Origin of the sequence: Pseudogemmobacter sonorensis (genome assembly GCF_042762395.1) — a bacterium.
Taxonomy (GTDB): Bacteria; Pseudomonadota; Alphaproteobacteria; order Rhodobacterales; family Rhodobacteraceae; genus Pseudogemmobacter; species Pseudogemmobacter sonorensis.
In genome coordinates this window covers 1-24,559 of sequence record NZ_JBEFZE010000008.1, presented here as the reverse complement: position 1 = coordinate 24,559, position 24,559 = coordinate 1, and the positions used below count along the sequence as shown (strand labels likewise).

22 protein-coding genes are annotated in these 24,559 nt (G+C 69.1%); 10 read left to right on the top strand and 12 right to left on the bottom strand.

The genetic code is table 11. The features are described from left to right. Positions 1–202: 202 nt before the first annotated feature. Together ABNX41_RS08285 and galE are read right to left on the bottom strand one after the other, a co-directional pair. Entirely contained in the window at positions 203–1,123 is a 921-nt protein-coding gene (locus ABNX41_RS08285; protein ID WP_438669252.1) for a ketopantoate reductase family protein, read from the bottom strand. 83 nt (positions 1,124–1,206) lie between these two features. After that, positions 1,207–2,190: a UDP-glucose 4-epimerase GalE gene (gene galE / locus ABNX41_RS08280; protein WP_438669251.1), complete on the bottom strand. Its 984-nt coding sequence runs from the start codon at positions 2,188–2,190 to the stop codon at positions 1,207–1,209. Positions 2,191–2,331: 141 nt separating this feature from the next. Here galE and ABNX41_RS08275 point away from each other — a divergent pair, with 141 nt between their 5' ends. After that, on the top strand, positions 2,332–2,547 hold the full coding sequence (locus ABNX41_RS08275) for a ribbon-helix-helix domain-containing protein (RefSeq protein ID WP_438669250.1): 216 nt from the start codon (positions 2,332–2,334) through the stop codon (positions 2,545–2,547). A 95-nt stretch (positions 2,548–2,642) separates the two neighbouring features. Here ABNX41_RS08275 and ABNX41_RS08270 read toward each other — a convergent pair whose 3' ends face one another. Further along, a complete protein-coding gene (locus ABNX41_RS08270; protein WP_438669249.1) occupies positions 2,643–2,798 on the bottom strand; it encodes a hypothetical protein in 156 nt (51 codons plus the stop codon). A gap of 224 nt (positions 2,799–3,022) precedes the next feature. Between ABNX41_RS08270 and ABNX41_RS08265 the strand changes: the two genes are divergently transcribed. Next, positions 3,023–4,132 carry a PA0069 family radical SAM protein gene (locus tag ABNX41_RS08265; RefSeq protein WP_438669248.1) on the top strand — a complete coding sequence of 370 codons (1,110 nt, stop codon included), beginning with the start codon at positions 3,023–3,025 and terminating at the stop codon, positions 4,130–4,132. Positions 4,133–4,188: 56 nt separating this feature from the next. On the opposite strand, the gene bmt is transcribed toward ABNX41_RS08265, so the two are convergent. Together bmt and ABNX41_RS08255 are read right to left on the bottom strand one after the other, a co-directional pair. Beyond that, the gene (bmt, locus tag ABNX41_RS08260; protein WP_438669247.1) at positions 4,189–5,238 is read right to left on the bottom strand and encodes a betaine--homocysteine S-methyltransferase; all 1,050 of its coding nucleotides are present in this window, start codon (positions 5,236–5,238) and stop codon (positions 4,189–4,191) included. Positions 5,239–5,416: 178 nt separating this feature from the next. Beyond that, the gene (locus ABNX41_RS08255; protein ID WP_438669246.1) at positions 5,417–5,731 is read right to left on the bottom strand and encodes a DUF1476 domain-containing protein; all 315 of its coding nucleotides are present in this window, start codon (positions 5,729–5,731) and stop codon (positions 5,417–5,419) included. A 382-nt stretch (positions 5,732–6,113) separates the two neighbouring features. Here ABNX41_RS08255 and ABNX41_RS08250 point away from each other — a divergent pair, with 382 nt between their 5' ends. Both ABNX41_RS08250 and purS read left to right on the top strand, forming a co-directional pair. Then, positions 6,114–6,878, top strand: a complete 765-nt coding sequence (locus ABNX41_RS08250; protein ID WP_438669245.1) for a phosphoribosylaminoimidazolesuccinocarboxamide synthase — start codon at positions 6,114–6,116, stop codon at positions 6,876–6,878. Between the two features lie 73 nt (positions 6,879–6,951). Then, on the top strand, positions 6,952–7,191 hold the full coding sequence (gene purS / locus ABNX41_RS08245) for a phosphoribosylformylglycinamidine synthase subunit PurS (RefSeq protein WP_438669244.1): 240 nt from the start codon (positions 6,952–6,954) through the stop codon (positions 7,189–7,191). A 129-nt stretch (positions 7,192–7,320) separates the two neighbouring features. On the opposite strand, the gene ABNX41_RS08240 is transcribed toward purS, so the two are convergent. The 3 genes from ABNX41_RS08240 to ABNX41_RS08230 form a co-directional block, all read right to left on the bottom strand. Next, positions 7,321–8,637, bottom strand: coding sequence for a cytochrome P450 (locus ABNX41_RS08240; protein ID WP_438669358.1), 1,317 nt, complete (start codon positions 8,635–8,637; stop codon positions 7,321–7,323). 101 nt (positions 8,638–8,738) lie between these two features. After that, the gene (locus tag ABNX41_RS08235; RefSeq protein WP_438669243.1) at positions 8,739–10,007 is read right to left on the bottom strand and encodes a hypothetical protein; all 1,269 of its coding nucleotides are present in this window, start codon (positions 10,005–10,007) and stop codon (positions 8,739–8,741) included. Between the two features lie 78 nt (positions 10,008–10,085). Next, entirely contained in the window at positions 10,086–10,844 is a 759-nt protein-coding gene (locus tag ABNX41_RS08230) for a cytochrome c biogenesis CcdA family protein (RefSeq protein ID WP_438669242.1), read from the bottom strand. Positions 10,845–10,945: 101 nt separating this feature from the next. Here ABNX41_RS08230 and ABNX41_RS08225 point away from each other — a divergent pair, with 101 nt between their 5' ends. After that, complete coding sequence (locus tag ABNX41_RS08225; RefSeq protein WP_438669241.1) at positions 10,946–11,233, top strand: sulfurtransferase TusA family protein; 288 nt, start codon at positions 10,946–10,948, stop codon at positions 11,231–11,233. A gap of 206 nt (positions 11,234–11,439) precedes the next feature. Here the strand turns inward: ABNX41_RS08225 and ABNX41_RS08220 are convergent, their stop codons facing one another. The 4 genes from ABNX41_RS08220 to purQ all read right to left on the bottom strand — a co-directional run bounded on the left by ABNX41_RS08220 (position 11,440) and on the right by purQ (position 18,809). After that, complete coding sequence (locus tag ABNX41_RS08220; protein ID WP_438669240.1) at positions 11,440–14,304, bottom strand: Rne/Rng family ribonuclease; 2,865 nt, start codon at positions 14,302–14,304, stop codon at positions 11,440–11,442. Between the two features lie 667 nt (positions 14,305–14,971). Beyond that, on the bottom strand, positions 14,972–16,300 hold the full coding sequence (locus tag ABNX41_RS08215) for a sigma-54-dependent transcriptional regulator (protein ID WP_438669239.1): 1,329 nt from the start codon (positions 16,298–16,300) through the stop codon (positions 14,972–14,974). Positions 16,301–16,305: 5 nt separating this feature from the next. After that, complete coding sequence (locus ABNX41_RS08210) at positions 16,306–18,081, bottom strand: sensor histidine kinase (RefSeq protein ID WP_438669238.1); 1,776 nt, start codon at positions 18,079–18,081, stop codon at positions 16,306–16,308. Between the two features lie 47 nt (positions 18,082–18,128). Further along, positions 18,129–18,809 carry a phosphoribosylformylglycinamidine synthase subunit PurQ gene (gene purQ / locus ABNX41_RS08205; protein ID WP_438669237.1) on the bottom strand — a complete coding sequence of 227 codons (681 nt, stop codon included), beginning with the start codon at positions 18,807–18,809 and terminating at the stop codon, positions 18,129–18,131. A 199-nt stretch (positions 18,810–19,008) separates the two neighbouring features. Between purQ and murB the strand changes: the two genes are divergently transcribed. The 5 genes from murB to ftsZ form a co-directional block, all read left to right on the top strand. Further along, positions 19,009–19,950: a UDP-N-acetylmuramate dehydrogenase gene (gene murB / locus ABNX41_RS08200; protein ID WP_438669236.1), complete on the top strand. Its 942-nt coding sequence runs from the start codon at positions 19,009–19,011 to the stop codon at positions 19,948–19,950. A 102-nt stretch (positions 19,951–20,052) separates the two neighbouring features. Next, positions 20,053–20,970, top strand: coding sequence for a D-alanine--D-alanine ligase (locus ABNX41_RS08195; RefSeq protein WP_438669235.1), 918 nt, complete (start codon positions 20,053–20,055; stop codon positions 20,968–20,970). Beyond that, entirely contained in the window at positions 20,958–21,923 is a 966-nt protein-coding gene (locus ABNX41_RS08190) for a cell division protein FtsQ/DivIB (protein ID WP_438669234.1), read from the top strand. Before ABNX41_RS08195 ends, ABNX41_RS08190 begins: the two co-directional genes overlap by 13 nt. Beyond that, positions 21,920–23,254: a cell division protein FtsA gene (gene ftsA, locus ABNX41_RS08185; protein WP_438669233.1), complete on the top strand. Its 1,335-nt coding sequence runs from the start codon at positions 21,920–21,922 to the stop codon at positions 23,252–23,254. Before ABNX41_RS08190 ends, ftsA begins: the two co-directional genes overlap by 4 nt. Positions 23,255–23,460: 206 nt before the next feature. Then, the coding region (gene ftsZ / locus ABNX41_RS08180) for a cell division protein FtsZ (RefSeq protein WP_438669232.1) at positions 23,461–24,559 on the top strand (1,099 nt) is incomplete at its 3' end.

Genomic DNA, 24,559 nt, shown 5'->3' with positions numbered 1-24,559 from the left:
CCTCCTTTCCGCACGTCCATCGCAGTTGCGCGATTGTAACGGAAAGGTAACGGCGGGCGCCGGATCCATGCAAGAGCGTCTAGCGCCAGTTTGTGACAATTCTTTCACAACTCGCACAGCCTGAAAAAAATCGCACAGAACCGGGCAGAACCGGCCGGATTCGCCGCCCCCTCTTCGGCGCGGCGCTCGAATCGGTCCCGGCTCAGCCCGCCTCGGCGGCCTTGACCATGACCCAGAGCGCGGCATTGAGCGGCACCGCCAGCCCGAGCGCCTCGGCCCGGCGCAGCACCTCGCCGTTCAGATGGTCGATCTCGGTCTTTTTGCCGCGCATCAGATCCTGCGCGGTCGAGGAAAACTGCCCCGGCATGCCGGTGATGATTCCCTCGATAATGGGCCAGAAATCCTGGGGCAGATCGACGCCCGAGGCGCGGGCGACCGCCAGGCATTCCGCCATCACCCCGCGCAGGAAGGCCTCGGCCCCGGGCTGGGCCGCGATCACGCCATAGGGCTGGCGGGTCAGCGCCGAGGCGGCGTTGAACACGCAATTGACCGTGAACTTGGTCCAGAGCGCGGCCTGCGCCCGGTCCGAGACCTCGGCCCGGATCCCCGCGACGCCAAGCCGCAGCGCCGCCGCATCGGCCCCCGCGCCCGGCCCCAGGATCAATTCGCCCCGGCCCTTGTGGCGCACATGGCCCGGTCCGGCCATCTCGACCGCGACATAGACCACGGTGGGGATCACCTCGCGCCCCAGCACCTCGGAAAGCGCGGGCGCATTGCCGACGCCGTTCTGAAGGCTGAGCACCGCCGCCCCGGGCGCGAGATGCGGCGCGATCTGTCGGCCCGCCGCCTCGGTATCGCCGGATTTCACCGCAAACAGCACCAGATCGGCGCCCGCCACGCCCTCGGGCCCGGTGACCACCGAAAGCCCGGGCTTTCCCGCCGCCTCGGCCGCGGGGACCAGCCGCTTGTGCCCGCCGGTCTCAAGGAAAAGCCCGCCCTGGTCCCGGACCGCCGCCGCAAGCGCCGGGCGGCCGATCAGGGTGACCGCCTCGCCCGCCTCGGCCAGAAGCGCGCCGTAGTAGCAGCCGACCGCCCCCGCCCCCATCACCGCAATTCCCGCCATCGCCTGCCTCCGCTTCGCATCATCCGTCAAAGGGATAGACCGGGAGCGGGGCGGGTGACAATGCCGCACGCCGACCCCCGGCCTCAGCCGCCGTAGCCGGGCCGCGACGCCCAGCCCCAGGCATCGCCGATCATCTGCCGCAGGGTGGAGCGTTTGGGCGCCCAGCCCAGTTCCTCGATCGCCCGGGCCGAGCCAGAGACCAGCGCCACCGCATCGCCCGGGCGGCGCGGCCCCTCGACCACCGGCACCTCGCGGTTGGTGACGGCGCGCGAGGCCTCGATCACCTCGCGCACGGTAAAGCCTGTGCCGGTGCCAAGGTTGAAGACCCGGCTGCCGCGCCCGTCGAGCAGCCATTTCAGCCCCAGCACATGGGCGTCGACCAGATCCGAGACATGGACGTAATCGCGCAGGCAGGTGCCGTCGCGGGTCGGATAGTCCGAGCCGAAGACCGTCAGGGCCGGGCGCCTGCCCGCCACCGCATCCAGCATCAGCGGGATCAGATGGGTCTCGGGCACATGCTGTTCGCCCAGATCCCCTTCGGGATCGGCGCCCGCCACGTTGAAATAGCGAAAGATCACATGGTTCAGCCCGAAGGCCGCGCCGAAATCGGTGACGATGTTCTCAATGGCGCGCTTGGAGCCGCCATAGGCGTTGATCGGATATTGCGGCGTCTCCTCGGTCAGCACCACGCCGTCCTGGTCGCCATAGGTCGCACAGGTCGAGGAGAAGACGAAATCGCGGATCCCCGCCGCCACCGTGGCCTCGACCAGGTTCAGCGCGCCGTCGACATTGACCCGCCAGTATTTCCCCGGGTCCTTCATCGATTCGCCCACCAGCGAAAGCGCAGCGAAATGCATCACCGCCACCGGGCGGTATTGCGAAAGCGCGGCGTCGATGGCGGCGCGGTCCAGCAGGTCGCCCTTGACCAGCGGGCCGAATTTCACCGCCTCGCGCCAGCCGGTCGAGAGGTTGTCGAAGGCCACCGGCTCGAACCCCGCGCGCGCCAGCGCCTTGCAGGCATGCGAGCCGATATAGCCCGCGCCCCCCGTCACCAGAACCCGGTCCATTCCATGCTCTCCTGCGCATCATTGTCCCGCCAAAAGGACTAGCCGCGGCGGCGCGAAAAAACCAGTCCGCGAGACTGCCCTGCCGGGGCGCGGCGTGGGAATCCGGTTCCCCGGGGCGTGGTGATCGGCTAGAACTTGGCCATGCCGCCCGAAAAACACTCGCTGACCCTGCAAGGCCACCGCACCAGCGTCACGCTGGAACCGGCGTTCTGGCAGGCGTTCCGCGCGATCGCAGCCGAAAAGGCCGTGGCGCTGAACGCGCTGGCGGCCGAGATCGACGCCGCCCGCGCGCCCGAGGACGGGCTGGCCTCGGCGATACGGATCTATTGCCTGGCGCATTACCGCGACCGGGGCTGAGGCCGCGACGGCGGCTTTGCCTGTCCGCAGGGGCAGGTTCTGGGAGAAGCCTGCGGGTCCCCGGCGCGAAAGGCGCGAAGCCGCGCGGCCCCGCCTCAGCGCAACTGGCGCAGGCCCAGGAACAGGCTGCCCGCCAGCGCGGCGAAGGCCAGCGCGGCCAGGGGAAGCCCGATCCAGAAGGCAAGCGCCAGCGTCAGGCCCGCCGCGAGCAGCACGAAAGCCATCAGGCCGAGGAAATGCGTCAGCGGCATCGGGATCCTCCTCAAGGCCGTCCCCGCAGGAAGGCCGCGCGGGCTCGGGGCCGACACGAGGGGCACGCAGGCGCGCGGTCGCGGGTCGGACATATCCGCAATCTGGGGCCTCGGGCGGGCCAACTCAAGCCCCCCGCGCCAAAACCGTCGCCGATGCCGCCCACCGGGGCGGAGGCCACAGCCGACACTTGGCAAGTGTTCCCACTATGTTCTAGACTGGGTGCATGGAATCGCCCCCTACCTTCACCCGCCCCCCCGCCCCCGGCCTGATGCCCGGAGAGCGGATCCGCGCCCGCGCCGCCGGATCGAACCTGGCCGGGCGCTACGAGGCCAATCTGCGCGAGGCGGTGGACGACGGATGGGAGATCGCGCATGAGGAATCGCTTCTGCGCACCGAAACGCGGGAAGAGCGCGCGCGCTCGGCCCTCAGCTACAACCGCTCGCCCGACCTGCCCTTTGATCGCTCGGTGAACCCCTACCGAGGCTGCGAACACGGCTGCATCTACTGTTTCGCACGGCCCAGCCACGCCTGGCTGAACCTCTCGCCCGGGCTGGATTTCGAAACCCGGCTGGTGGCACGGCCCGGCCTTGGCGCGGTGCTGGACCGCGAGTTCCGCGCCCGCGCCTATCGCGTGGCGCCGGTGGCGCTTGGCACCAACACCGATCCCTACCAGCCGATCGAGGCGAAATGGCGGGTGATGCGCGAGGTGGTCGAGGTGGTCTCGGCCTTCAACCATCCGCTGGCCATCGTGACCAAGGCCACGCTGATCGAGCGCGACATCGACCTCTTGTCGGACATGGCGGCGCGCGGGCTGTTGCGGGTGGGCCTCTCGGTCACCACGCTGGATGCGGGCCTGTCGCGGCGGATGGAGCCGCGCGCCCCCGCCCCCGCCCGCCGCCTGCAGGTGATCGAGCGGCTGGCCCGGGCCGGTATCCCGGTGCGGGTCATGGTCTCGCCGGTGATCCCCGGCCTGACCGACCACGAGATCGAGGCGATCCTGACCGCCGCGCGCGATGCGGGCGCATCGGCGGCAAGCTGGATCATGCTGCGCCTGCCGCAAGAGGTGGCGCCGCTGTTCCGCGAATGGCTGGAACAGGCCGAGCCGGGACGGGCCGCCAAGATCATGGGACGGGTGCGCGACACCCATGGCGGGCGGGATTACGACCCCGCCTGGGGCAAGAGGATGCGGGGCGAGGGCGTGTGGTCGCGGCTGATCGCCCAGAGATTCGAAAAGGCGGTGGCGCGGCTGGGGCTGGACCAACCCATGCCGCCGCTGCGTTGCGACCTTTTCGCCCCGCCCTTCGCGCGCGGCGACCAGTTGGGCCTGTTCTAGCCATATGCTTCCACCCGCACCCGGGGGGGAGCCCCTTCCCCGGACCGCGCGGCGCCTCAGCTCCGCCTGCCGCGCCGCTCGCGCCGCGGGGCGCCGTCGGGATCGTCGCCGGTCCCGTCCGAGGCCGAGGAAAACGGGCCGAGCCGCGCCACGATCTCTTCCAGCGTCGGGCGCGGGCCCGGCGCGCGGGTTTCCAGCGCCGCCCGCATCGCGCGCAGATGCGCGGGCATGGTGCCGCAGCAGCCGCCGATGATCCGCGCCCCGGCATCGCGGGCCAGGACGGCATATTCCGCCATCAGTTCCGGCGTGCCGTCATAATGGATATGGCCGTCGTGATATTTCGGGATCCCGGCATTGCCCTTGGCGATGATCGGCCGCCCGGTGCCGGTTGCGGCGAAGCCCAGCACCGTGCGCAGCAGGTCCGAGGCCCCCACCCCGCAATTCGCCCCGAAGGCCAGCGGCGGATCGGGCAGTTTCTCCACAAGGCCCGCCAGCGCGGCGCTGGTCACCCCCATCATGGTGCGCCCGGCGGTCTCGAAGCTCATGGTGCCGACCCAGCCCATGCCCGAAAGCGCCGCCGCCTCGGCCGCCGCGCGATATTCCTCGGGCGCCGAGATGGTCTCGACCCACAACAGATCCGCCCCGCCCTCCTTCAGCGCCTCGGCCTGTTCGTGGAAGATCTCGACCGCGAGCGCATGGGTCAGGCGGCCCATCGGCTCGAAGATCTCGCCGGTGGGGCCGACCGATCCCGCCACCACGACCGCGCGCCCGGCGGCATCGGCGATCTCGCGGCCAAGCGCGGCGCCGGTCCGGTTCAGCTCGCGCACCCGCTGCTGGCCGCCGAACAGCCTCAGCCGGGCGGAATTGCCGCCGAAGGTATTGGTCAGGAAAATGTCCGACCCGGCCTCGACCGCATCGCGGTAGAGGCGGCGGATGTCGTCGGGCCGCTCGGCGTTCCAGAACTCGGGCGCCTCGCCCGCGGCAAGGCCCATGTTGAAAAGATTGGTGCCGGTGGCGCCATCCGCCATCAGCCAGTCGCGGCTTTCCAGAAGGCGCGCCAGGGCATCGCCGCCCGCCTTCCGCTGTCCTGCGCCGTCGCGCCCCATGGATCCGACCTCTCTCACCGAAACCGGCACCGACCCCGATCAGGGGGCCATGCCGCTGCGGGGTCCCCGCGCGCGCCCCGAAACCATGGGGCGCAGGCGACGGCAACAGGCGCCCGACCGGGCCGCAAGGATCCGGCGGCCGTCCGCTCAGATCTCGCCCGGAATTCAGATCTCGCTATCAGATCTCGCTCAGAAGCTGGGCCTTGGCGACCGGCAGCAGCGCGGCAAGCTGGGCGCGCACCTCGTCGGCCGAGGCCTTGCCCGCCAGATCCCCCGCGACCTTGCGCACGACATCCTCGGTCCCCGCCTCTTCGAAATCCGAGGCGACGACTTCCATCGCATAGGCTTCGGCCGCCTCGCCGGTCTTGCCGAGCAGCTCCGCCGCCCAGAGGCCGAGCAACTTGTTGCGCCGCGCCTCGGCCCGGAACTGCATGTCGTTGTCATGGGCGAATTTGGCTTCGAAGGCGTTTTCGCGGTCGTCAAAGGTGGTCATGGCCCGCTCCGGCTGCAAGAGATCCTGTGCGTTCATATGCCCATCGAAGGCCGAGGCCGCAAGACCAAAGCCGCCCGGACCGACGGCGGCGAGACCCCTGCCCTCAGGCTCCGCGACGGCCTTGCGGGCCCATGCCCTTACGCTCCGCGCCCGCCTTGCGGGCCCCATGCCCTTACGCTCCGCGCCCGCCTTGCGGGCCCCATGCCCTTACGTTCTGCGCCCGCCTTGCGGGCCCATGCCCTTACGCTCCGCGCCCGCCTTGCGGGCCCCATGCCCTTACGTTCTGCGCCCGCCTTGCGGGCGCGGGCCCCTTGCCTTATAGGCCATGGTCAAAGAGGGGGCGGCAGGGCTGCCCCTTTCGGCATTTCCCGCAGAGGCAGGCATGGCACGACGCAAGAAGGTCTATGAAGGCAAGGCGAAGATCCTCTACGAAGGCCCCGAACCCGGCACCCTGATCCAGTATTTCAAGGATGAGACCGACGGCAATCCCGCCAATGTCGCCCAGTTCTCGGCGGCGACCGAAGGCAAGGGCGTGCTGAACAACCGGCTGTCGGAATTCTTCATGACCGGGCTGAACAATATCGGCGTGCCGACGCATTTCATGCGCCGCCTGAACATGCGCGAGCAACTGGTGCGCATGGTCGAGATCGTCCCGCTGGAAGTGGTGGTGCGCAACTTCGCCGCAGGCGAGCTGAGCCGACGCCTCGGCATCCCCGAAGGCACCCCCCTGCCGCGCCCGATCGTCGAATATTACTTCAAGGACGACAATCTCGACAGCCCGCTGGTCTCGGAAGAGCATATCATCGCCTTCAACTGGGCCAACCAGCAGGACCTGGACGACATCATCGCCCTGGCGCTGCGGGTGAACGACTTCCTGTCGGGCATCATGCTGGGCATCGGCGTGCGGCTGATGGATTTCCGCATCGAGATCGGCCGGATCTGGGAGGGCGATTTCATGCGCCTGATCCTCGCCGATGAGATCAGCCCCGATTCGATGCTGCTGTGGGACCTGCGCCAGCCCGAGCGCGCCGATGGCCAGACGCCCGAACCCGCGCCCCTGGCCGATGTCTATACCGAGTTGGCCCGCCGCCTGGGCGTGCTGCCGTCGAATGTGACCCATCCGGCGAAATCCTCGGCGATCAACTAGGCCTGCCGCCCCTTGCCCCGTTCCGGCGGGGGCGCTATTGCCTCCGCCATCCCAGAGCCACCGGAGCCCGACCATGAAAGCCCGCGTCACCGTCATGCTGAAATCCGGCGTTCTCGATCCGCAGGGCGAGGCGATCCGCCATGCGCTCGGCGCGCTCGGCTTCACCGGGGTCGAGGGGGTGCGCCAGGGCAAGGTGATCGAGCTGGAACTGGGCACGACCGACCGCGCCAGCGCCGAGACCGAGGTCAAGGCGATGTGCGAGAAGCTGCTCGCCAATACCGTGATCGAAAGCTACCGCGTCGAGATCGCCTGAGCCGGGCGGAAGGCCGGGGATCGCAAGCCGGGCCTCGGGACCGGGGCTCGCATCGGCTCGCGTGGTCACCAGCGAGGCTGGAACCGGGAGACTGGAACCGGGAGGCCGACACTGCGGATCGGCACGGATTCAGCCCGCCGCGCCGCCCGGACGCGGCACCACCCTCAGCCGGATGCCGTCCCGCGCCCTGACCGTCAGATGCGCGACCGGCACCGGATCCTGGCCCGCGATCCGCTCGAACCGGAACCGGCGCGCCAGCATGGCAAGCAGCAAGACCCCCTCGACCATCGCGAATCCGGCGCCGGTGCAGACCCTCGGCCCCGCAGAGAAGGGCATGAACGCCGCCCGGGCCGAGGCCTTGCCCGCCTCGCTCTGCCAGCGGTGGGGGCAAAAGGCATCAGGCGCCTGCCACAGCCGCTCATGCCGGTGCAGGTGCCAGGGCGAGAGCACCACCTGCGCGCCGGGGGCGACCTTTCGGCCCCGCAGGGTCTCGGGGCGCTGACTCTCGCGCACCATCATCGGCACCGGCGGATAAAGCCGCAGCGCCTCGCGGAAGACGTCGCGGGTGAACCTCAGTCGGCCCACCGCGCCGAAATCGGGATCGGGACCAAGGGTTTCCGCCTCGGCGGCGACCCGCTCCTGCGTATCGGGGTCGAGCGCGAGCAGATAGAGCGACCAGGCCAGCGCCGAGGCGCTGGTCTCATGCCCGGCCAGAAAGAAGATCGCCACCTGGTCGACCATCTCTTCGGGCGCGAACCGCGCGCCGGTCACCGGATCGGCGGTGGTCATGATCTTGGTCGCCAGATCGTCGGGCGCCGTGCCCGCGCGGATCTGGGCAGCGCGGTCCTCGGTCAATCGGGTGATCAGCCCGCGGATCACCCTGGCCGAGGCCCGGGTGCCACGGCGGTAGAAGCGCGGAAACCAGCGCGGCAGCGGCAGGAAGGCCGCAAGGTTCAGGATCGGCTGGCTGCGCTGATAGGTGCGGAATTCGTGGAACACCCGCCCCGCGACCTCATGCTCGATCGGGATCGAAAAGAGCGTGCGGAAGATCACGTCCGCCGCAGCATGGCTCATCTGTTCCTCGACCTCGACCTCGCCCTCGGGCATCCGGGCCAAGGCGGCGCGCGCCGCCGCGACCATGGCGGGGAAGGTGTCCTTCAGCCGTCCGCCCTCGAAGGCGGGGTCGATGATGCGGCGCTGGCGCTTCCAGGTCTCGCCATTGGTGGTGAAGACCGAATTGCCCAGAAGCGGGTCGAGCCCGGCCCGGATCCGGTCGGATTTGGGGAAATCCCCGGGCCGCTCCTTCAGCACAAGGTCGATCAGCGCCGGGTCGTTGCACAGATAGCTGCGGAAGAAGGGGGTGCGGAATTCCGCCATCCAGGCGCGGTAGAGCCGGGCGGGCTGGGCCGAAAGGATGTCGCGCCGGAACAGCCGCAGATAGGTCATGAGCGACACCCGCTCGGGTCGCGGCAGGGGCTTGGGCGGCTCGGGCGGCGGCTCGGGCAGCGGCGGGGCGCCATCGTGGAACGGGCATTTCGCGGGATCTTTCATGCCACGCTTCTATGACGATTGACCGCGCGTTCAATGCGGCTTTTCGACGGGGCCCGGGCGCCGAACCTTTGCGCCAGCGTCAGGGGGCCGGCGGTGACGCGGAAATAATCATATTCACCCATCGCCCCGGTCAGCGCGTCAAAGGCGCAAAGATACTGGAAATGCAGCCGGAACCAGCGCCGACGCAGCTTTCGCCACCTCTGCGCCGAAAGCGTGCGGGTGAAGGCGGCCGAGACGACCAGCGGCCATTTCTTGTCCTCGGGCGCCACGCCCGAGACCGCCACCGGATCGCAAAGCGCGAAGGCGCAACCGTCGCCGGGCGCGGTCACGTCGAGCCAGAAGACCTCGTCCCGCGCGCTCAGATAGCGCAGGTCGGCGCGCAGCCGCCGCGCCTCGGGCAGGAACGAGACCATGGGGACCACCTGCCCCAGCGTCAGGAAGGACAAGGCCGGGCGATCCGGCGGCGCGGCGCTTCCGTCACGCGTCCCGTGCCCGGCGCGGATCAGGTCGGCAAGAATCGAGATCCCCAGATGCGCGCCCGAGGAATGGCCCACCACCAGCAGCTCGTCCAGTTCCGGATCGGCAAGCGCCGCCTCGATCCTTTTGCAGAATTCGAACATCCGGGCTTCGAGCTCTGGCGGATTCGCACCTTTCGACTGCGCGGAATAGGCATAATCATGCATCAGATACCAGGCGAAGACCTTGTTGTCATGCGCCCGGAACCAGCGCAGCCCCAGGCCGGTCACAAGGGCGAAGACGAGAGTCCCCAGGCTCCAGTGGCTCCATCCCGCGACCAGGCGTCCAAGCAGCCAGCCCAGGCCCGCGCAAAGCGCCAGTTGCGCGATCAGGAAGACGATCGGGTAGAGCGCCGCGATCATCGGCCCCTTCCTCAGCCGCATCAGGCGAAACAGCGCGCCCGAGCCGATATAGGCCCAGGCGGTGCGCAGGAGTTGCAGATAGGTCGCCGGGATGGTCTCGGACATCGAGCCCCTGACGATGTCGGACCAGACCAGCACCTCGACATCGGCCTCGGCCCGCGCGCCCTCGATCAGGCCGGTGACATGCCAGCCATAGGGGCCCTTGGTGGTCTTCGGGCGCAACGTCAGCCCATATCCCGAAAGCGCGGCCTGTTCGGCGCCCTCGCGCCGGTAAAGCTCGCGGTAGCGGCGGGGGTGGAACGGATCGTAGCCGGGAATGTAGAAGACCCGGCGCCGGAACGCCGGTTCCGCCGCCTTCGCCGCCCGCCTCTCGGATGCCTCGTCCATCTGCGCCCCTCCGGGGGCCAGACTGGCACAGAATTCCGGCGGAAATAAGGGGATAGCTGCGCAGGATCAGTCCCGGGCTCAGCCCGGCAGGGGCAGGCCGAGCGCGGTGAAGATCTCCAGCAGCCACCAACTGAAATCGGTGAAGGCGCCGGTGACCATCATCACGCCGACGATCAGCAAAAGCCCGCCCATGGCGCGCTCGATCCATTTCATATGGCGCTTGAGGCGGTTCATCAGCCCCATGGCGCGCTCGATGAACAGGGCGGCGGCCAGGAACGGCAGGCCGAGGCCAAGCGCATAGATCCCCAAGAGCAGCGTGCCCTTCTGCACCGAATCGGTCTGCGCGGCCAGAGACAGGATGGTGCCGAGTTGCGGGCCGATGCAGGGCGTCCAGCCCGCCGCGAAGGCCAGCCCCAGGACGAAGGCCCCGAAGGCCGATCCGCCCTGGTCGCCCGCATCGACCCTTGCCTCGCGGTTCAGCATCGGGATCGTGATCAGCCCCAGGAAATGCAGGCCGAAGACGATGATCACCCCGCCCGCGATCCGGGCGAACAGCAACTGGTTCGACAGGAAGAAGGCCCCGAAGGCCGAGGCGGTGAAGCCCAGCAGCAGGAAGATCGTCGAAAGTCCCAGGACGAAGAACAGCGCGGGCAGCAGGATGCGGCGGCGCGCCGCCCCCGGGCCCTTCATATCGCCGACCGAGATCCCGCCCATATAGGCCAGATAGGGCGGCACCACCGGCAGGACGCAGGGCGACAGGAACGACAGCACCCCCGCGACAAGCGCGACAAGGGCGGCAGGGCCGAGGCTGGCTTCGAAGAGGTCGATCCCGAACATGGCCCTCCTTAGCGCGGCGCCGGGGCGGCGTCACCGGGCGCGCGCTCACTTTCGCGGGATTTTCCTGTCGCATTCCGTCGCAGGGCGGTATCACGGGGGCCATGGCGGACAGGGACGACATATCCGGGGATCGAGACGGGGGCGGCGGCCCCCTGCCCACACCCGACGGCATCAGCGATTGCGAGGGGTTGCTTTGCCCGCTGCCGGTGCTGCGGGCGAGAAAGCGCCTGATCGCGATGCGGCCGGGCGAGGTGCTGTGCATCCGCGCGACGGATGCCATGGCGGCGGTGGATCTTCCGCATTTCTGCGCCCAGACCGGCCATGAATATCTGGGCCGCCGCGCCGAAGGGGCGGTCATGCTGCATTTCATCCGCGCCGCGCGGGCCTGACCAACCAAGCGCCGGAACGTCGCGGAGCGACCGGATGTCATTCGCGTCGTCCTCGTCCTCGCCCTTGCCCACGCCTGAGCCTGAGCCCGAGAGGGCCCGGGCCAAGACAACGCGGCCCCCCCCAATCCACCCGCCCGAAATGGAACGGGGCGCGCGGGAGGGTTCCCGCACGCCCCGTCCAAGGCTTTCGCGCGTCGGGCGCGGGTTCAGCGGCCCAAGGACCACCAGCCCGAGCGGCGCGGCTTGCCCGGCGCCGCCTCATCCGCGGCGGCAGGCCCGGGCGCCGGGGCGATGGCGAGATCGCCTTGCGGCTCCACCGCGGCCTCGGCCGCCGGATCGGGCTGGACACTGTCCACCGCCGCCGGGCCGGGATCGGGCTGAAGGGCGGGCAGAACCGGCGCCTCGGCCACGGGCGCCTCGGCGACGCGGGTTTCAGAGGCGGGCGCCGCCGTTGCCACCGTCTCGGCGGGATCCGCCACAGCTTCCGCCGCCTTCTTCCCGCGCGGCTTGGCGGCCGATTTGGCAGGTGCCTTGGCCGAAGAGGCCCGGCTGCGGCGCGGCTTGGCCGCAGGCTCTGCCGCCTCGGCGGTTCCCGGCGGCATCGCGGCCTCGGCCTCGGCCTCGGCCGGGGCCGGTTTCGCCACAGGCTGGACCGCGGGCTCGACCACAGGCGCGGCCGCCACCGCCTCGGACGCCTTGGAGACGCGCGGCTTGCGGGTCCGCTTGGGCTTGGCGGGCGCCTCGACGACAGGCTCGGCCGGGGCTTGCGCAACCGGCGCGGCCTCGACCGCCTCGGGGGCGGTTTCGGGCGCATCCGCCCCGGCCGGAACCTCCGCCGCGGCTTCGAGCGCGGCATCCTCCGTCACCGCCTCGGCGGCATCCTCCGCCCCGTCCTCGGCACCCTCGACCTGACCGTCGCGGCCATTGCCACGGCGGCGGCGGCGGCGGCGGCGCTTCTTCCTGCCGTCTCCGCCCTCGGCCTCGGCGCCGTTTTCCTCCTCGGCCCGGCCGGATTTCGCGGCGGCGGACTCCGCCACCTCTTCTTCCTCTTCCTCGAAGACCTCGTCCACGAGATCCTCTTCCTCGACCGCCGCGCCCATCAGCCCGGCATGGCCCGAGATCACCTGCACGGGCTCGGGCACGCTGCGGGTCGCGGTCTTGAACTTCTCAAGCAGGTAGTCGGGCGAGATCAGCGCGGGATCCGCCTCCATCCGCACCGCCATGCCGTAGCGCGCCTCGATCAGGGCGATATGTTCGCGCTTGTGGTTGAAGAGATAGTTGACGATGCCGACCGGCGCCTTCAGCAGCACCTCTTTCGAGCGGTTGCGCGTGCCCTCTTCCTCCAGCGCGCGCAGGATGGTCAGCGCCATGCTGTCGTCCGAGCGGATCAGCCCGGTGCCGTGGCAATGCGCGCAGGGCTGGGTGGTGGATTCCAGCATGCCCGGCCGCAGCCGCTGGCGCGACATCTCCATCAGGCCGAAGCCCGAGATGCGACCGATCTGGATCCGGGCGCGGTCGGTCTTGAGCTTGTCCTTGAGGCGCTTTTCGACGGCGATGTTGTTCTTGCGCTCTTCCATGTCGATGAAATCGATCACGATCAGACCGGCAAGGTCGCGCAGGCGAAGCTGGCGGGCCACCTCGTCGGCGGCTTCGAGGTTGGTCTTGAGCGCGGTGTCCTCGATCGAGCCCTCCTTGGTGGCGCGGCCCGAGTTCACGTCGATCGCGACCAGCGCCTCGGTCACGCCGATGACGATATAGCCGCCGGATTTGAGCTGCACGACCGGGTTGAACATGCCGCCCAGATAGCTTTCCACCTGATGGCGGGCGAACAGCGGCATGGCGTCGGCGTAAAGCTTCACCTGCCTTGCGTGGCTAGGCATGATCATGCGCATGAAGTCGCGCGCGGTGCGGTAGCCCGCCTCGCCCTCGACCAGCACCTCGTCGATCTCGCGCGAGTAAAGGTCGCGGATCGAGCGTTTGATCAGGTCGCCCTCTTCATAGATCGCGGCGGGGGCGATGGATTTCAGTGTCAGGTCGCGGACCTGTTCCCACAGCCGCATGAGATATTCGTAATCGCGCTTGATCTCGGGCTTGGTGCGCTTGGCGCCGGCGGTGCGGATGATCAGGCCCGCGCCTTCCGGCACCTCCAGCTCGCCCGCGATTTCCTTGAGCTTCTTGCGGTCGGCGGCCTGGGTGATCTTGCGCGAGATGCCGCCGCCGCGCGCGGTGTTCGGCATCAGGACGCAGTAGCGCCCGGCAAGGCTGAGATAGGTGGTCAGCGCCGCGCCCTTGTTGCCGCGCTCTTCCTTGACGACCTGGACCAGCATGATCTGCCGGACCTTGATCACCTCCTGGATCTTGTATTTGCGCGCCCGCACCCGTTTGGGGGCCGAGATTTCCTCGGCCATGTCCTCTTCGGCGATGGATTCGATGCCGTCGTCGGCATCGGCATGGGCCTCGTCACCCGAAATCTCGTCGCCCGAGGTCTCGGCGCCGTCGTCTTCGCGGGCGTCTTCGGATGCGCCCTCGACGGCGGTCGCCTCGTCATCCGGCTGCGCCACCGAAGGCGTCTCTGCGGCGCCCTCGGCCTCATAGGCCTCGATCCCGCCATCTTGCCCGCCATCGTCAAGGTCGATCACCGCCATGCCCTCGGGCAGTTCGCCCTCGGCTGCCGGTGCGCTGACCACCGCATCGCCGCGCGCCGCCTCGGCCCGCGCCGGGGTGCGGCCCGAGGGCTTCTTGCGGCGGTGGCGGCGGTTTTCCTCTTCCTCCTCCGCGCGGGCGAGCGCGCGCTCCTCCTCGATCAGCGCCTTACGGTCGGCGACCGGGATCTGGTAGTAATCGGGATGGATTTCCGCGAAGGCGAGGAACCCGTGCCGGTTGCCGCCGTAATCCACGAAAGCCGCCTGGAGCGAGGGTTCGACCCGCGTCACCTTGGCGAGGTAGATGTTCCCCGCCAATTGCCGCTTGTTCAGTGTTTCGAAGTCGAATTCCTCGACCTTGTTTCCGTCCACCACCACGACGCGGGTTTCCTCCGCATGGGTGGCGTCGATGAGCATCTTCTTTGCCATATTGTTCCATCGCGCCCCGAAGGCGAAACGCCCCCGGCCAGCCGCCAGGGCGGACCGGAGGAGAAATTCGAGATTTCGGGGCGACTTGTCTGGGCGCGGGCGCGAAGCAAGGCATGGCCGGGACCGCCCCGCGGGCGGGTCCCTGTTCCTGCTGCAATGCTCACGCACCTCATCGCGGTTCACGTCAAGGGGGCGCGCGGCCCCCCGCCTTTGTTGACCCTGGCGCCCGGGCCTTGCGGCGGGCGTTGCGGCAATGTTCACGATCTTGCGACCGATCCGGCTCCCCCGCGTTTCGCGACGCGGATCCGGGCGCCCGTCTGATCGGGCTCCCGTCAGTCCGAAGGGGAGAGAATTCACCAAACGCCCCATGCGGGGACGTCTTATGCCGACCCTAAGGCCAAAGCCGGGCCGAGGGCAACGGGAAATTCACATGGCCGTCATGGTTGGTTTGTTGTGGGGGGTGGGGGGGGGCGCTGCCCCCTCGGCGCCTTTGGCGCCTCACCCCCGGGATATTTTTTGCAAAGAAGAATGGGGGAGAGGCGGGTTCTTTGCTGTGGTGGTGTTCGGTGGGGTTGGGCCGGGGGGCTGATCTGGGAGATGGTTCCGCGGGTCGGTCTTCGGGCGGGCGCGGGCCATTCGCGGGCCCGCGGCCGAAAAAGAGGGGGGGTCAGACGTAGTCCGAGCGCTGGAGGGCATATTTCGCCATCTTTTCGTTCAAGGTGCGACGCGGCAGGCAGAGTTCCTCCATCACCGCGACGATCGAGCCCTTGTGGCGGCGCATGGTATTGTCGATCAGCATGCGCTCGAAAGCCTCGACATATTCCTTCAGCGGCTTGCCTTCGGTGGTCATCGCCGGGCCGGTGGCCTCGTTGTCGGCCATCAGCAGGGAGGCGATCGAGCCCGAGCCGCGCCGGTTCTGCAGCACCGCGCGTTCGGCGATATTGACCAATTGGCGCACATTGCCGGGCCAGGGCGCCTGGAGGAGCTGCGCGGCCTCTTGCGCGGTGACCTGGGGCGCCTCGCAGCCGTATTCCTCGGAGAAGCCCTCGGAGAGCCGGGTGAAGAGCTGCAGGATATCCTCGCCGCGCGCGCGCAACGGCGGCAGCACGATGGTCATCGCCCCCAGCCGGTAGAAGAGATCGGGGCGCAGCGCCTGTTCCAGCGTCACATCCGGGGCATGCTGGTTGCGGATGGCGATGATGCGGGTTTCCGGCGGCATACCCTGGTCGTTGATGAAGGTCAGGAGCCGCGCCTGCAGGCCCTGGCTGAGCGCCTCGATGTCTTCGAGGCAGAGCGTGCCGCCGCGCGCCTCCTCTACCAGGGGGATCGCGCCGTCCTCGCCGGGGCCGAAGAGCCGGGCGGCGAGCTGGTCCTCGGACCAGGCGGCGCAGGAGATGGTGACGAATTTCTTCGCGGCCCTGGGCCCCACCGCATGCAGCGCATGGGCGACCAGGGTCTTGCCGGTGCCGGTCTCGCCGTCGATCAGCACATGGCTGTCGGCCTGGCCGAGATCGAGGATATCCTCGCGCAGCCGCTCCATCGCGGGGCTGGAGCCGACGAGCTTCTTCATGATCGTGGTGCCGTCCGACAGCTCGCGCCGCAGCGCGCGGTTGTCCAGCGTCATCCGCCGCGCCTGGCTGGCCTTTTTCGCCAGTTCGGTCATCCGGTCGGGATTGAAGGGTTTTTCGAGAAAGTCGAAGGCACCCACCCGCATCGCCTCGACCGCCATCGGCACATCGCCATGGCCGGTGATCATGATCACCGGCAGGCCGGAATCCTGGCTCATCAGCCGCTTGAGGAAGGCCATGCCATCCATCCCCGGCATGCGGATGTCGGACACCACCACGCCCGAGAATTCCGGCCCGATCGCCTTGAGCGCATCCTCGGCCGAGGGGTAGGTCTCGGTGTCGAAACCCGACAGCGCCAGCCACTGGCTGATCGAGGCCCGCATATCGGCCTCGTCGTCCACGATCGCCACTTTCATCGCCCGTGCCATGCCTGCTACTCCGCTGCTGCCTGCTCTTTACCAAGGATCGGAAGCTGCATCTCGAAGACCGCGCCTCCGCCCTCACCATTGCGGGCCGTGAGCCTGCCGCCCAGATCGGTGACGATGCCCGAGGAGATCGCAAGGCCCAGGCCCACGCCCTCGCCGGGTTTCTTCGTCGTATAGAATGGCTCGAAAAGGTTATCGAGATCGGTGATCCCGTGGCCGTTGTCGCGCACCGTCAGGGTCGCGGTCTCGCCCGCCGACAGCAGAAGGTCGATCCGGGGGGCGCGCACATCCTTGATCGCATCCAGCGCGTTGCGCAGAAGGTTGATGATCACCTGCTCCAGCCGGATGCGATCGGCCATGACCATGACCTGCTGGCGGGGCATGCCCCGGGTGATCTTGACCACGCGGCTCTTGAGCTGCGGCTCCATCATCGCCAGCGCCGAGGAGACGCAAAGCCGCAGGTCGACCGGCTCGAAGGCCTCGCCGCCCTTGCGGGCATAGGATTTCAACTGCCGGGTGATGGCGCCCATCCGCTCGATCAGGTCGTCGATGCGCTGGAACGAAGAGAGCGCCTCTTCCGGGCGACGGCGCTGCAGCAGAAGCCGCGCGCCCGCCAGATAGGTCTTCATCGCCGCAAGGGGCTGGTTCAGCTCATGGCTGACGGCGGCCGACATCTCGCCCAGGACCGCGAGCTTCGAGCTTTGCTCCAGCGTCTGTTCGGCGACCTGGAGATTGGCCTCGACCTTCTCGCGCTCGGCGATCTCGCGTTGCAGGCGGGCGTTGAGCTGGCGCAGGTCGGCCGATTCGCGTTGCAGGCTGATCGAGCGCGACCAGGCCCGGCGCGACAGGAAATAGAAGCTGATCGACATCAGGATGGCGAAGGCCATGATTTCCAGGGCGAGGATGCCGTTCACCTTCTCGCGCACCTGGGCATGGTCGGTGAAGGTGACGATGCGCCAGCCGCGAAAGGGGATGCGGGCCTCGGTCCGCATCATCGGCTCGCCGTTCACAACCGCATCGGGCCGGGCGCGCACCCAGTCGGTCATCGCCTGGAAGGCGCGCGCAAGCCCCGAGGCGGGCGGCGCCACCGCCAGCGCGTCCGCCAGCGCGCGGCCGCGCCAGCTCGACACCGTGGTCAGGATCACCGTGCCCTCGCTGTTGGTCACGACGACGGCGTCCTGCAACCCCGACCAGGCGCGCTCGTATTTCAGAAGGTCGACCGACACCACGATCACGCCCCGCACCTTGCCGTCGGCGCGCAAGGCCCGCGAATAGGTGAAGTCGTAGCCGCCCGCCTCTCGCGGGGCCGAAGTGAAGATGGTTTCGTTCGTGCGCTGCGCATCGACGAAATAAGGCTCGGAGCGGTAGGAGGTTCCCAGAATATTGCGATTCGTCGCGCCGACCACCCGCCCGTCGGCATCCAGCAGCCGGATCGAGGCCACGCCGATCTCGGATTGCAGCGCGATCAGCTTGGCCGAGGTGCGCGAGAAATTGCCGTCGCGCAGCGCGGTGATCAGGTCGGGGTCGCGCGTCAGAAGCAGCGGCACGACCGAGGTGCGCTGCAACTCGGACACCAGATTGCCCGAATACAGTGCCAGCCGCACGTCCGAGCGGTTGCGGGTGCTTTCCTCGAACCGTTCGGTCAGCCAGCGGTTCGAGATCAGCACCACCGCCACCGCCAGCACCAGAAGCAGCCCGACCGAAAGCCGCACGCGCCACGACACGCGTTCGGCCAGGCCGGGCGCGGTCTCGGTGGTTTCTGCCTTGATGTGGTCGGCGAACATGGACGGGATTCTAGGCGCCTGCCCCCTGCCCCTCAAGCCGGGCCCGCTCAGGCCAGCGCCAACCCGCCCATGGCGACCGAGGCGAGCCCGGCGAACATCGCCGCCCCGTCGGCCGAGCCATGCAGCGGATCGGCGGCGCGTTCGGGATGCGGCATCAACCCCAGCACGCGGCGGTTTTCCGACAGCACCCCGGCGATGGAGCCGACCGAGCCGTTGGGGTTCTCGTCATAGGTGAAGGCGATGCGGTCCGCGTCCTGCAACGTCTTCAGCCCGGCCTCGTCGATGGTGTAGTTGCCGTCGTGATGGGCGACCGGGATGGTGATCCGCTGGCCCGGCGCATAGCCCCGGGTGAAATCCGAATCCGCCGTCGCAACCTTCAGCGCCACCGGCTTGCAGATGAAGCGCAGCCCCGCGTTGCGCATCAGGACACCGGGCAGAAGCCGCATCTCGGTCAGGACCTGAAAGCCGTTGCAGATCCCAAGCACATGGCCGCCGCGCAGCGCATGGGCGCGCACCGCCGCCGAGATCGGCGATTGCGCCGCGATGGCGCCGCAGCGCAGGTAATCGCCGTAGGAAAAGCCGCCCGGCACGCCGACGACATCGGTCCCGGCCGGCAATTCGCTGTCCTTGTGCCAGACGCGGGCGACCTGGAAACCGGCGGCCTCGAAGGCCACGGCCAGGTCGCGGTCGCAATTCGATCCGGGAAAGGTGATGACGGCGGCTTTCATCGGCTTGCTCCGTGCAGGGTTCGGGGAGGCTGGGACCCCTTTCCCCTACACCCCGCCGCGCCGCGTTTCCAGTGGCATCCGCCGCCCCGTCCGGGCGAAAGGCGCCGCGGGCCAGTGTCGTCCTTGTCGGCCATCCATGTCGGCCGTCCCTGCCGGGCACCCTTGCGGCGCCCCGCCCTTCGGCGCTACCCATGCGGGCATGACCGATCTTCCCGTTCCGCGCGGCGTGCTGACGCCCCACCGTTCCCTTGCCGAATTGACCTGGCTGCGCGTCGGCGGCCCGGCGGACTGGCTGTTCCAGCCCGCGGACGAGGCCGACCTGGCCGCCTTCCTGCGCGACCTGCCGCCCGAGGTGCCGGTGTTCCCGATCGGCGTCGGCTCGAACCTGATCGTGCGCGACGGCGGCATCCGGGGCGTGGTGATCCGGCTGGGGCGCGGCTTCAACGCGATCGAGGTGGGCGCGGCCGACGGCACCGGCCGCGCGCCCGTCACCGCCGGGGCGGCGGCGCTTGACGCCCATGTCGCGCGCAAGGCCGCCGAGGCCGGGTTCGACCTGACCTTCCTGCGCACCATCCCCGGTGCCATCGGCGGCGCGGTGCGGATGAACGCGGGCTGCTACGGCCGCTACACCGCCGATGCGCTGGAAGAGATCCGCCTGGTCACCCGGGAGGGCGAGGTCCTGACCCTGCCCGCCCGGGCCCTGAACCTGCGCTATCGCCAGTCGGACCTGCCCGAAGGCGCGGTGATCGTCGCGGCCACCTTCCGCGCCGCGCCCGGCGAGCCCGCCGCCTTGGCCGCCCGGATGGAAGAGCAACTGGCCAGGCGCGACGCCAGCCAGCCGGTGAAGGCGCGCACCGCCGGCTCGACCTTCCGCAATCCGGCCGGATTTTCCTCGACCGGCGAGGCCGGGGACAGCCACGACCTCAAGGCCTGGAAGCTGATTTCCGACGCCGGAATGCGCGGCGCCCGGGTGGGCGGCGCGCAGATGTCCGAGCTTCACGCGAATTTCATGCTCAACACCGGCGGGGCCAGCGCCGCCGATCTTGAGACGCTTGGCGAGGAAGTGCGAAAAAAAGTGTTCCAATCCAGCAAGATCACGCTAGAATGGGAAATCATGTGCGTCGGCGAACCGGCGGCATGATCGCGGACAGGCGGGACGGCAGTTCCCACAGCGCGAAGACCAAGGGGCAAAAGCCCTGAAAATAAACAGAAATAGGGCCATCAAAGGCTCTTCGAGGCAGATATGGCGGTGGGATCGGGCAGATTTCCCCGCGTTGCGGTTCTTCAAGGTGGCATGTCCGCCGAGCGGGAGGTTTCTCTCGCGACGGGGCATGAATGCGCCATTGCGCTGCGCGCGGCGGGTTACGAGGTGGTCGAGGTCGATGCGGGCCCGGACCTGCCGGAGGTGCTTGCGCGGCTGAAACCCGCCGTCGTCTTCAACGCCCTGCATGGCCGCTGGGGCGAGGATGGCTGCGTCCAGGGCATTCTGGAATGGCTGCGCATCCCCTATACCCATTCGGGTGTGCTGGCCTCGGCGCTGGCGCTCGACAAGCAGCGCACCAAAGAGGTCTATCGCGCCGCGGGCCTGCCGGTGGTCGAAAGCCTGGTCGTCGCGCGCGAGGCGGTCGAGGCGGGCCATGTCCTGGCGCCGCCCTATGTGGTCAAGCCCAACAACGAAGGCTCCTCGGTGGGGGTCTACATCGTCCATCCCGGCTCGAACGCGCCGCGCCTGGCCGAGACCATGCCCGCCGAGGTCATGGTCGAGGCCTATGTGCCGGGGCGCGAGCTGACCACCACCGTCATGGGCGACCGCGCCCTGCTGGTCACCGACATCATCACCGACGGCTGGTATGACTATCACGCGAAATACGCCCCCGGCGGATCGCGCCACCAGATCCCCGCCGACCTGCCCGAAGAGATCACCGCCGCCTGTCTCGACTATGCGCTGCGGGCGCATCGCGCGCTTGGCTGCCGGGGCCTGTCGCGCACCGATTTCCGCTGGGACGAGGCGCGCGGGCTGGCCGGGCTGGTGCTGCTTGAGACCAACACCCAGCCGGGCATGACGCCGACCTCGCTCGCGCCCGAACAGGCGGCGCATCTGGGGATCTCGTTCCCCGAGCTGATGGACTGGATGGTGAGGGACGCCTCATGCGACCGCTGAGCGCCCCCCCTCGCCCGCATGCGCGGCCCTATGAACGGATCGAGCCGCCCCTGCGCCGCGCGCCCGCCGCGGCCGCGCCGCGCGATCCGGCGCCCAGCCTCTGGGCCTACCGGATGCAGCGGATCATGCTGACACCGCATCTGCGCGCCCTTTTGCGCGTGGGCGTGCCCTGCCTTGCGATCCTGGCGGGCGGCACGCTCTGGCTCGGCGATCCCGACCGCCGCGCCGCGCTGACCGGCAAATGGACCGAATTGCGCGAGGCCTTCGAGCAGCGCCCCGAGTTCATGGTCACCCTCGCCTCGGTCGAGGGCAGCTCGAAGGACCTTGCCGAGGCGGTGCGCGCGCGGCTGCAGCTCGACCTGCCGCGAAGTTCCTTCGATCTGGACCTCGAAGCCGCGCGGCAGCGGATCGAGGCGCTGGATGCGGTGAAATCGGCCGAATTGCGCGTGCGCTCGGGCGGCATCCTGCAGGTGCTGATCGTGGAGCGCGCGCCCGCCCTGGTCTGGCGCCAGGACAACGGCACCGGCGCCGCCCCCGCCCTGACCCTGATCGACGAGACCGGCCACCGCGTCGCCAGCCTGATCGAGCGCACCGACCGCGCCGACCTGCCGCTGGTGGCGGGCGCGGGCGCCGACCGCGCCGCCGCCGAGGCGCTGGAGATCCTTGCCGCCGCCCATCCGCTGTCGCCGCGCATCCGGGGCCTGGTGCGCATGGGGGAACGCCGCTGGGATCTGGTGCTCGACCGCGGCCAGCGCATCCTGCTGCCCGAGACCGCCCCCGTCCGCGCGCTGGAGCGCCTGCTGGCGCTGGATGCCGCGCAGGGGATCCTGGCGCGCGACCTGGCCGCCGTCGACCTTCGCCTTTCCGCCCGCCCCACCCTTCGCCTGACCGCGCATGCGATGAACGAGCTTCGCCGCGCCAAGGGCCTGCCCATCGTGGAGACAGACCTGTGACCGACCTCTACCAGACCCAACGCGCCATGCGGAACATGCGCCGGGCCGCCATGCAGCGGGGCGTGATCGCAATCCTTGACGTGGGCACCTCGAAGATCGCCTGCCTGATCCTGCGCTTCGACGGCGAGGCCCGTTCGCGCGAGACCGAGGGCGTGGGCCCGATGGCGGGGCAGTCGCAGTTCCGCATCATCGGCGCCGCCACCACCCGCTCGCGCGGGGTGCGCTTCGGCGAGATCGCGGTGATGAACGAGACCGAACGCGCGATCCGCACCGCCGTCCAGGCCGCGCAGAAGATGGCCAATGTCCGCGTCGACCACGTCATCGCCTGCTTCTCGGGCGCCGAGCCGCGCAGCTACGGCCTCGCGGGGGAGGTGGAACTGGCCGAACATGTGGTCAGCGAGCAGGACATCGCCCGCGCCCTGGCCGCCTGCGAGGTCCCCGACCTTGGCCATGGGCGCGAGGTGCTGCACGCCCAGCCGATCAATTTCGCGCTGGACCACCGTTCGGGCCTGGCCGATCCCCGGGGCCAGATCGGCGACCGGCTGGCCTGCGACATGCATCTGCTGTCGGTCGACGGCGACGTGATCCAGAACCTGCTTTACTGCATCCGGCGCTGCGACCTCGAACTCGCCGGGATCGCCTCCTCGGCCTATGTCTCGGCGATCTCGACGCTGGTCGAGAACGAGCAGGAACTGGGCGCGGCCTGCATCGACATGGGCGGCGGCTCGACCGGCGTGTCGATCTTCATGAAAAAGCACATGATCTATGCCGACAGCGTGCGGATGGGCGGCGACCATGTCACCTCGGACATCTCCAAGGGGCTCGACATTCCGCTGTCCATGGCCGAGCGGATCAAGACCCGCCACGGCGGGCTGATCGCCACCGGCATGGACGACCGCGAGATGATCGAGATCGGCGCCGAGACCGGCGACTGGGACAAGGACCGCCGCCAGATCAGTTGCAGCGAACTGATCGGCATCATGCGCCCCCGCGTCGAGGAGATCCTGGAGGAGACCCGCGCGGTGCTGGACGCCGCCAGCTTCGACCACATGCCCAGCCAGCAGATCGTCCTCACCGGCGGCGGCAGCCAGATCCCGGGGCTTGAGGATCTGGCCGCGCGCATCCTGGGCCAGCGCGTGCGCGCGGGCCGCCCGCTGCGCGTCCAGGGCCTGCCCCAGGCCGCCGCGGGCGCGGCTTTCGCGGGCGCGGTGGGCCTTTGCCTCTTCGCCGCGCACCCGCAGGACGAGTGGTGGGACTTCGAGGTGCCCGCCGAACGCTACCCCGCGCGCAGCCTGCGCCGGGCCTTCCGCTGGTTCAAGGACAACTGGTGACCCCCATATCCAGCGAAAGTCGCGAAATCCCGCCGATTACCGCGCCAAAACCCCCATATTTTGTGGGGATTGCACGTTTTTCTCGTGACCTCGCGTCGCGATATGGCTAGAATCGGCGAAAATGTGGTGGATCCGGGTCCGGGACAGGCCTTCTCCATCGAAGCGAAGACTGACAGCGGCGTCACAAGAAACGGACAGGCGGAACCATGGCACTCAATCTGACGATGACGAACCAGCGCGAAGAACTGAAGCCGCGCATCACCGTCTTCGGTGTGGGCGGCGCGGGCGGCAACGCGGTCAACAACATGATCGAGAAGCAGCTCGAAGGCGTCGAATTCGTCGTGGCCAATACCGATGCCCAGGCCCTTCAGCAAAGCCAGGCCCATGCCCGCATCCAGATGGGCGTGAAGGTGACCGAGGGCCTTGGCGCGGGCGCCCGCCCCTCGGTCGGCGCCGCCGCCGCCGAAGAGACCATCGAGGAAATCGTCGACCATCTGGCCGGCGCGCATATGTGCTTCATCACCTGCGGCATGGGCGGCGGCACCGGCACCGGCGCCGCCCCGATCATCGCCCAGGCCGCGCGTGAGCTTGGCGTGCTGACCGTCGGCGTCGTCACCAAGCCCTTCCAGTTCGAGGGCGCCAAGCGCATGCGCCAGGCCGACGAGGGGCTGGAGGCGCTGCAAAAGGTGGTCGACACGCTGATCATCATCCCGAACCAGAACCTGTTCCGCCTGGCCAACGAGCGCACCACCTTCACCGAGGCCTTCGCCATGGCCGACGACGTGCTCTACCAGGGCGTCAAGGGCGTGACCGATCTGATGGTGCGACCGGGGCTCATCAACCTCGACTTCGCCGACGTCCGCGCGGTGATGGACGAGATGGGCAAGGCGATGATGGGCACCGGCGAGGCCGAGGGCGAGGATCGCGCGGTCCAGGCGGCGGGCAAGGCCATCGCCAATCCGCTTCTGGACGAGATCAGCCTGAACGGCGCCAAGGGCGTGCTGATCAACATCACCGGCGGTTACGACCTGACGCTGTTCGAACTGGACGAGGCCGCGAACATCATCCGCGAAAAGGTCGACCCCGAGGCGAATATCATCGTCGGCTCCACCCTCGACCCCACTATGGAGGGGCGGCTGCGCGTCTCGGTCGTGGCGACCGGGATCGACGCCTCGGCGCAGCACAAGCCCGAGCAGCCGATCGCGCGCCGCCCGATGGCGCAGCCGCTGACCCTGCATCCGGCGCCCGCGCCCGCCGCCGAGGCGCCGCGGCGCGAGCCCTTCGCGCCTGCGCAGCGCCCGCCGC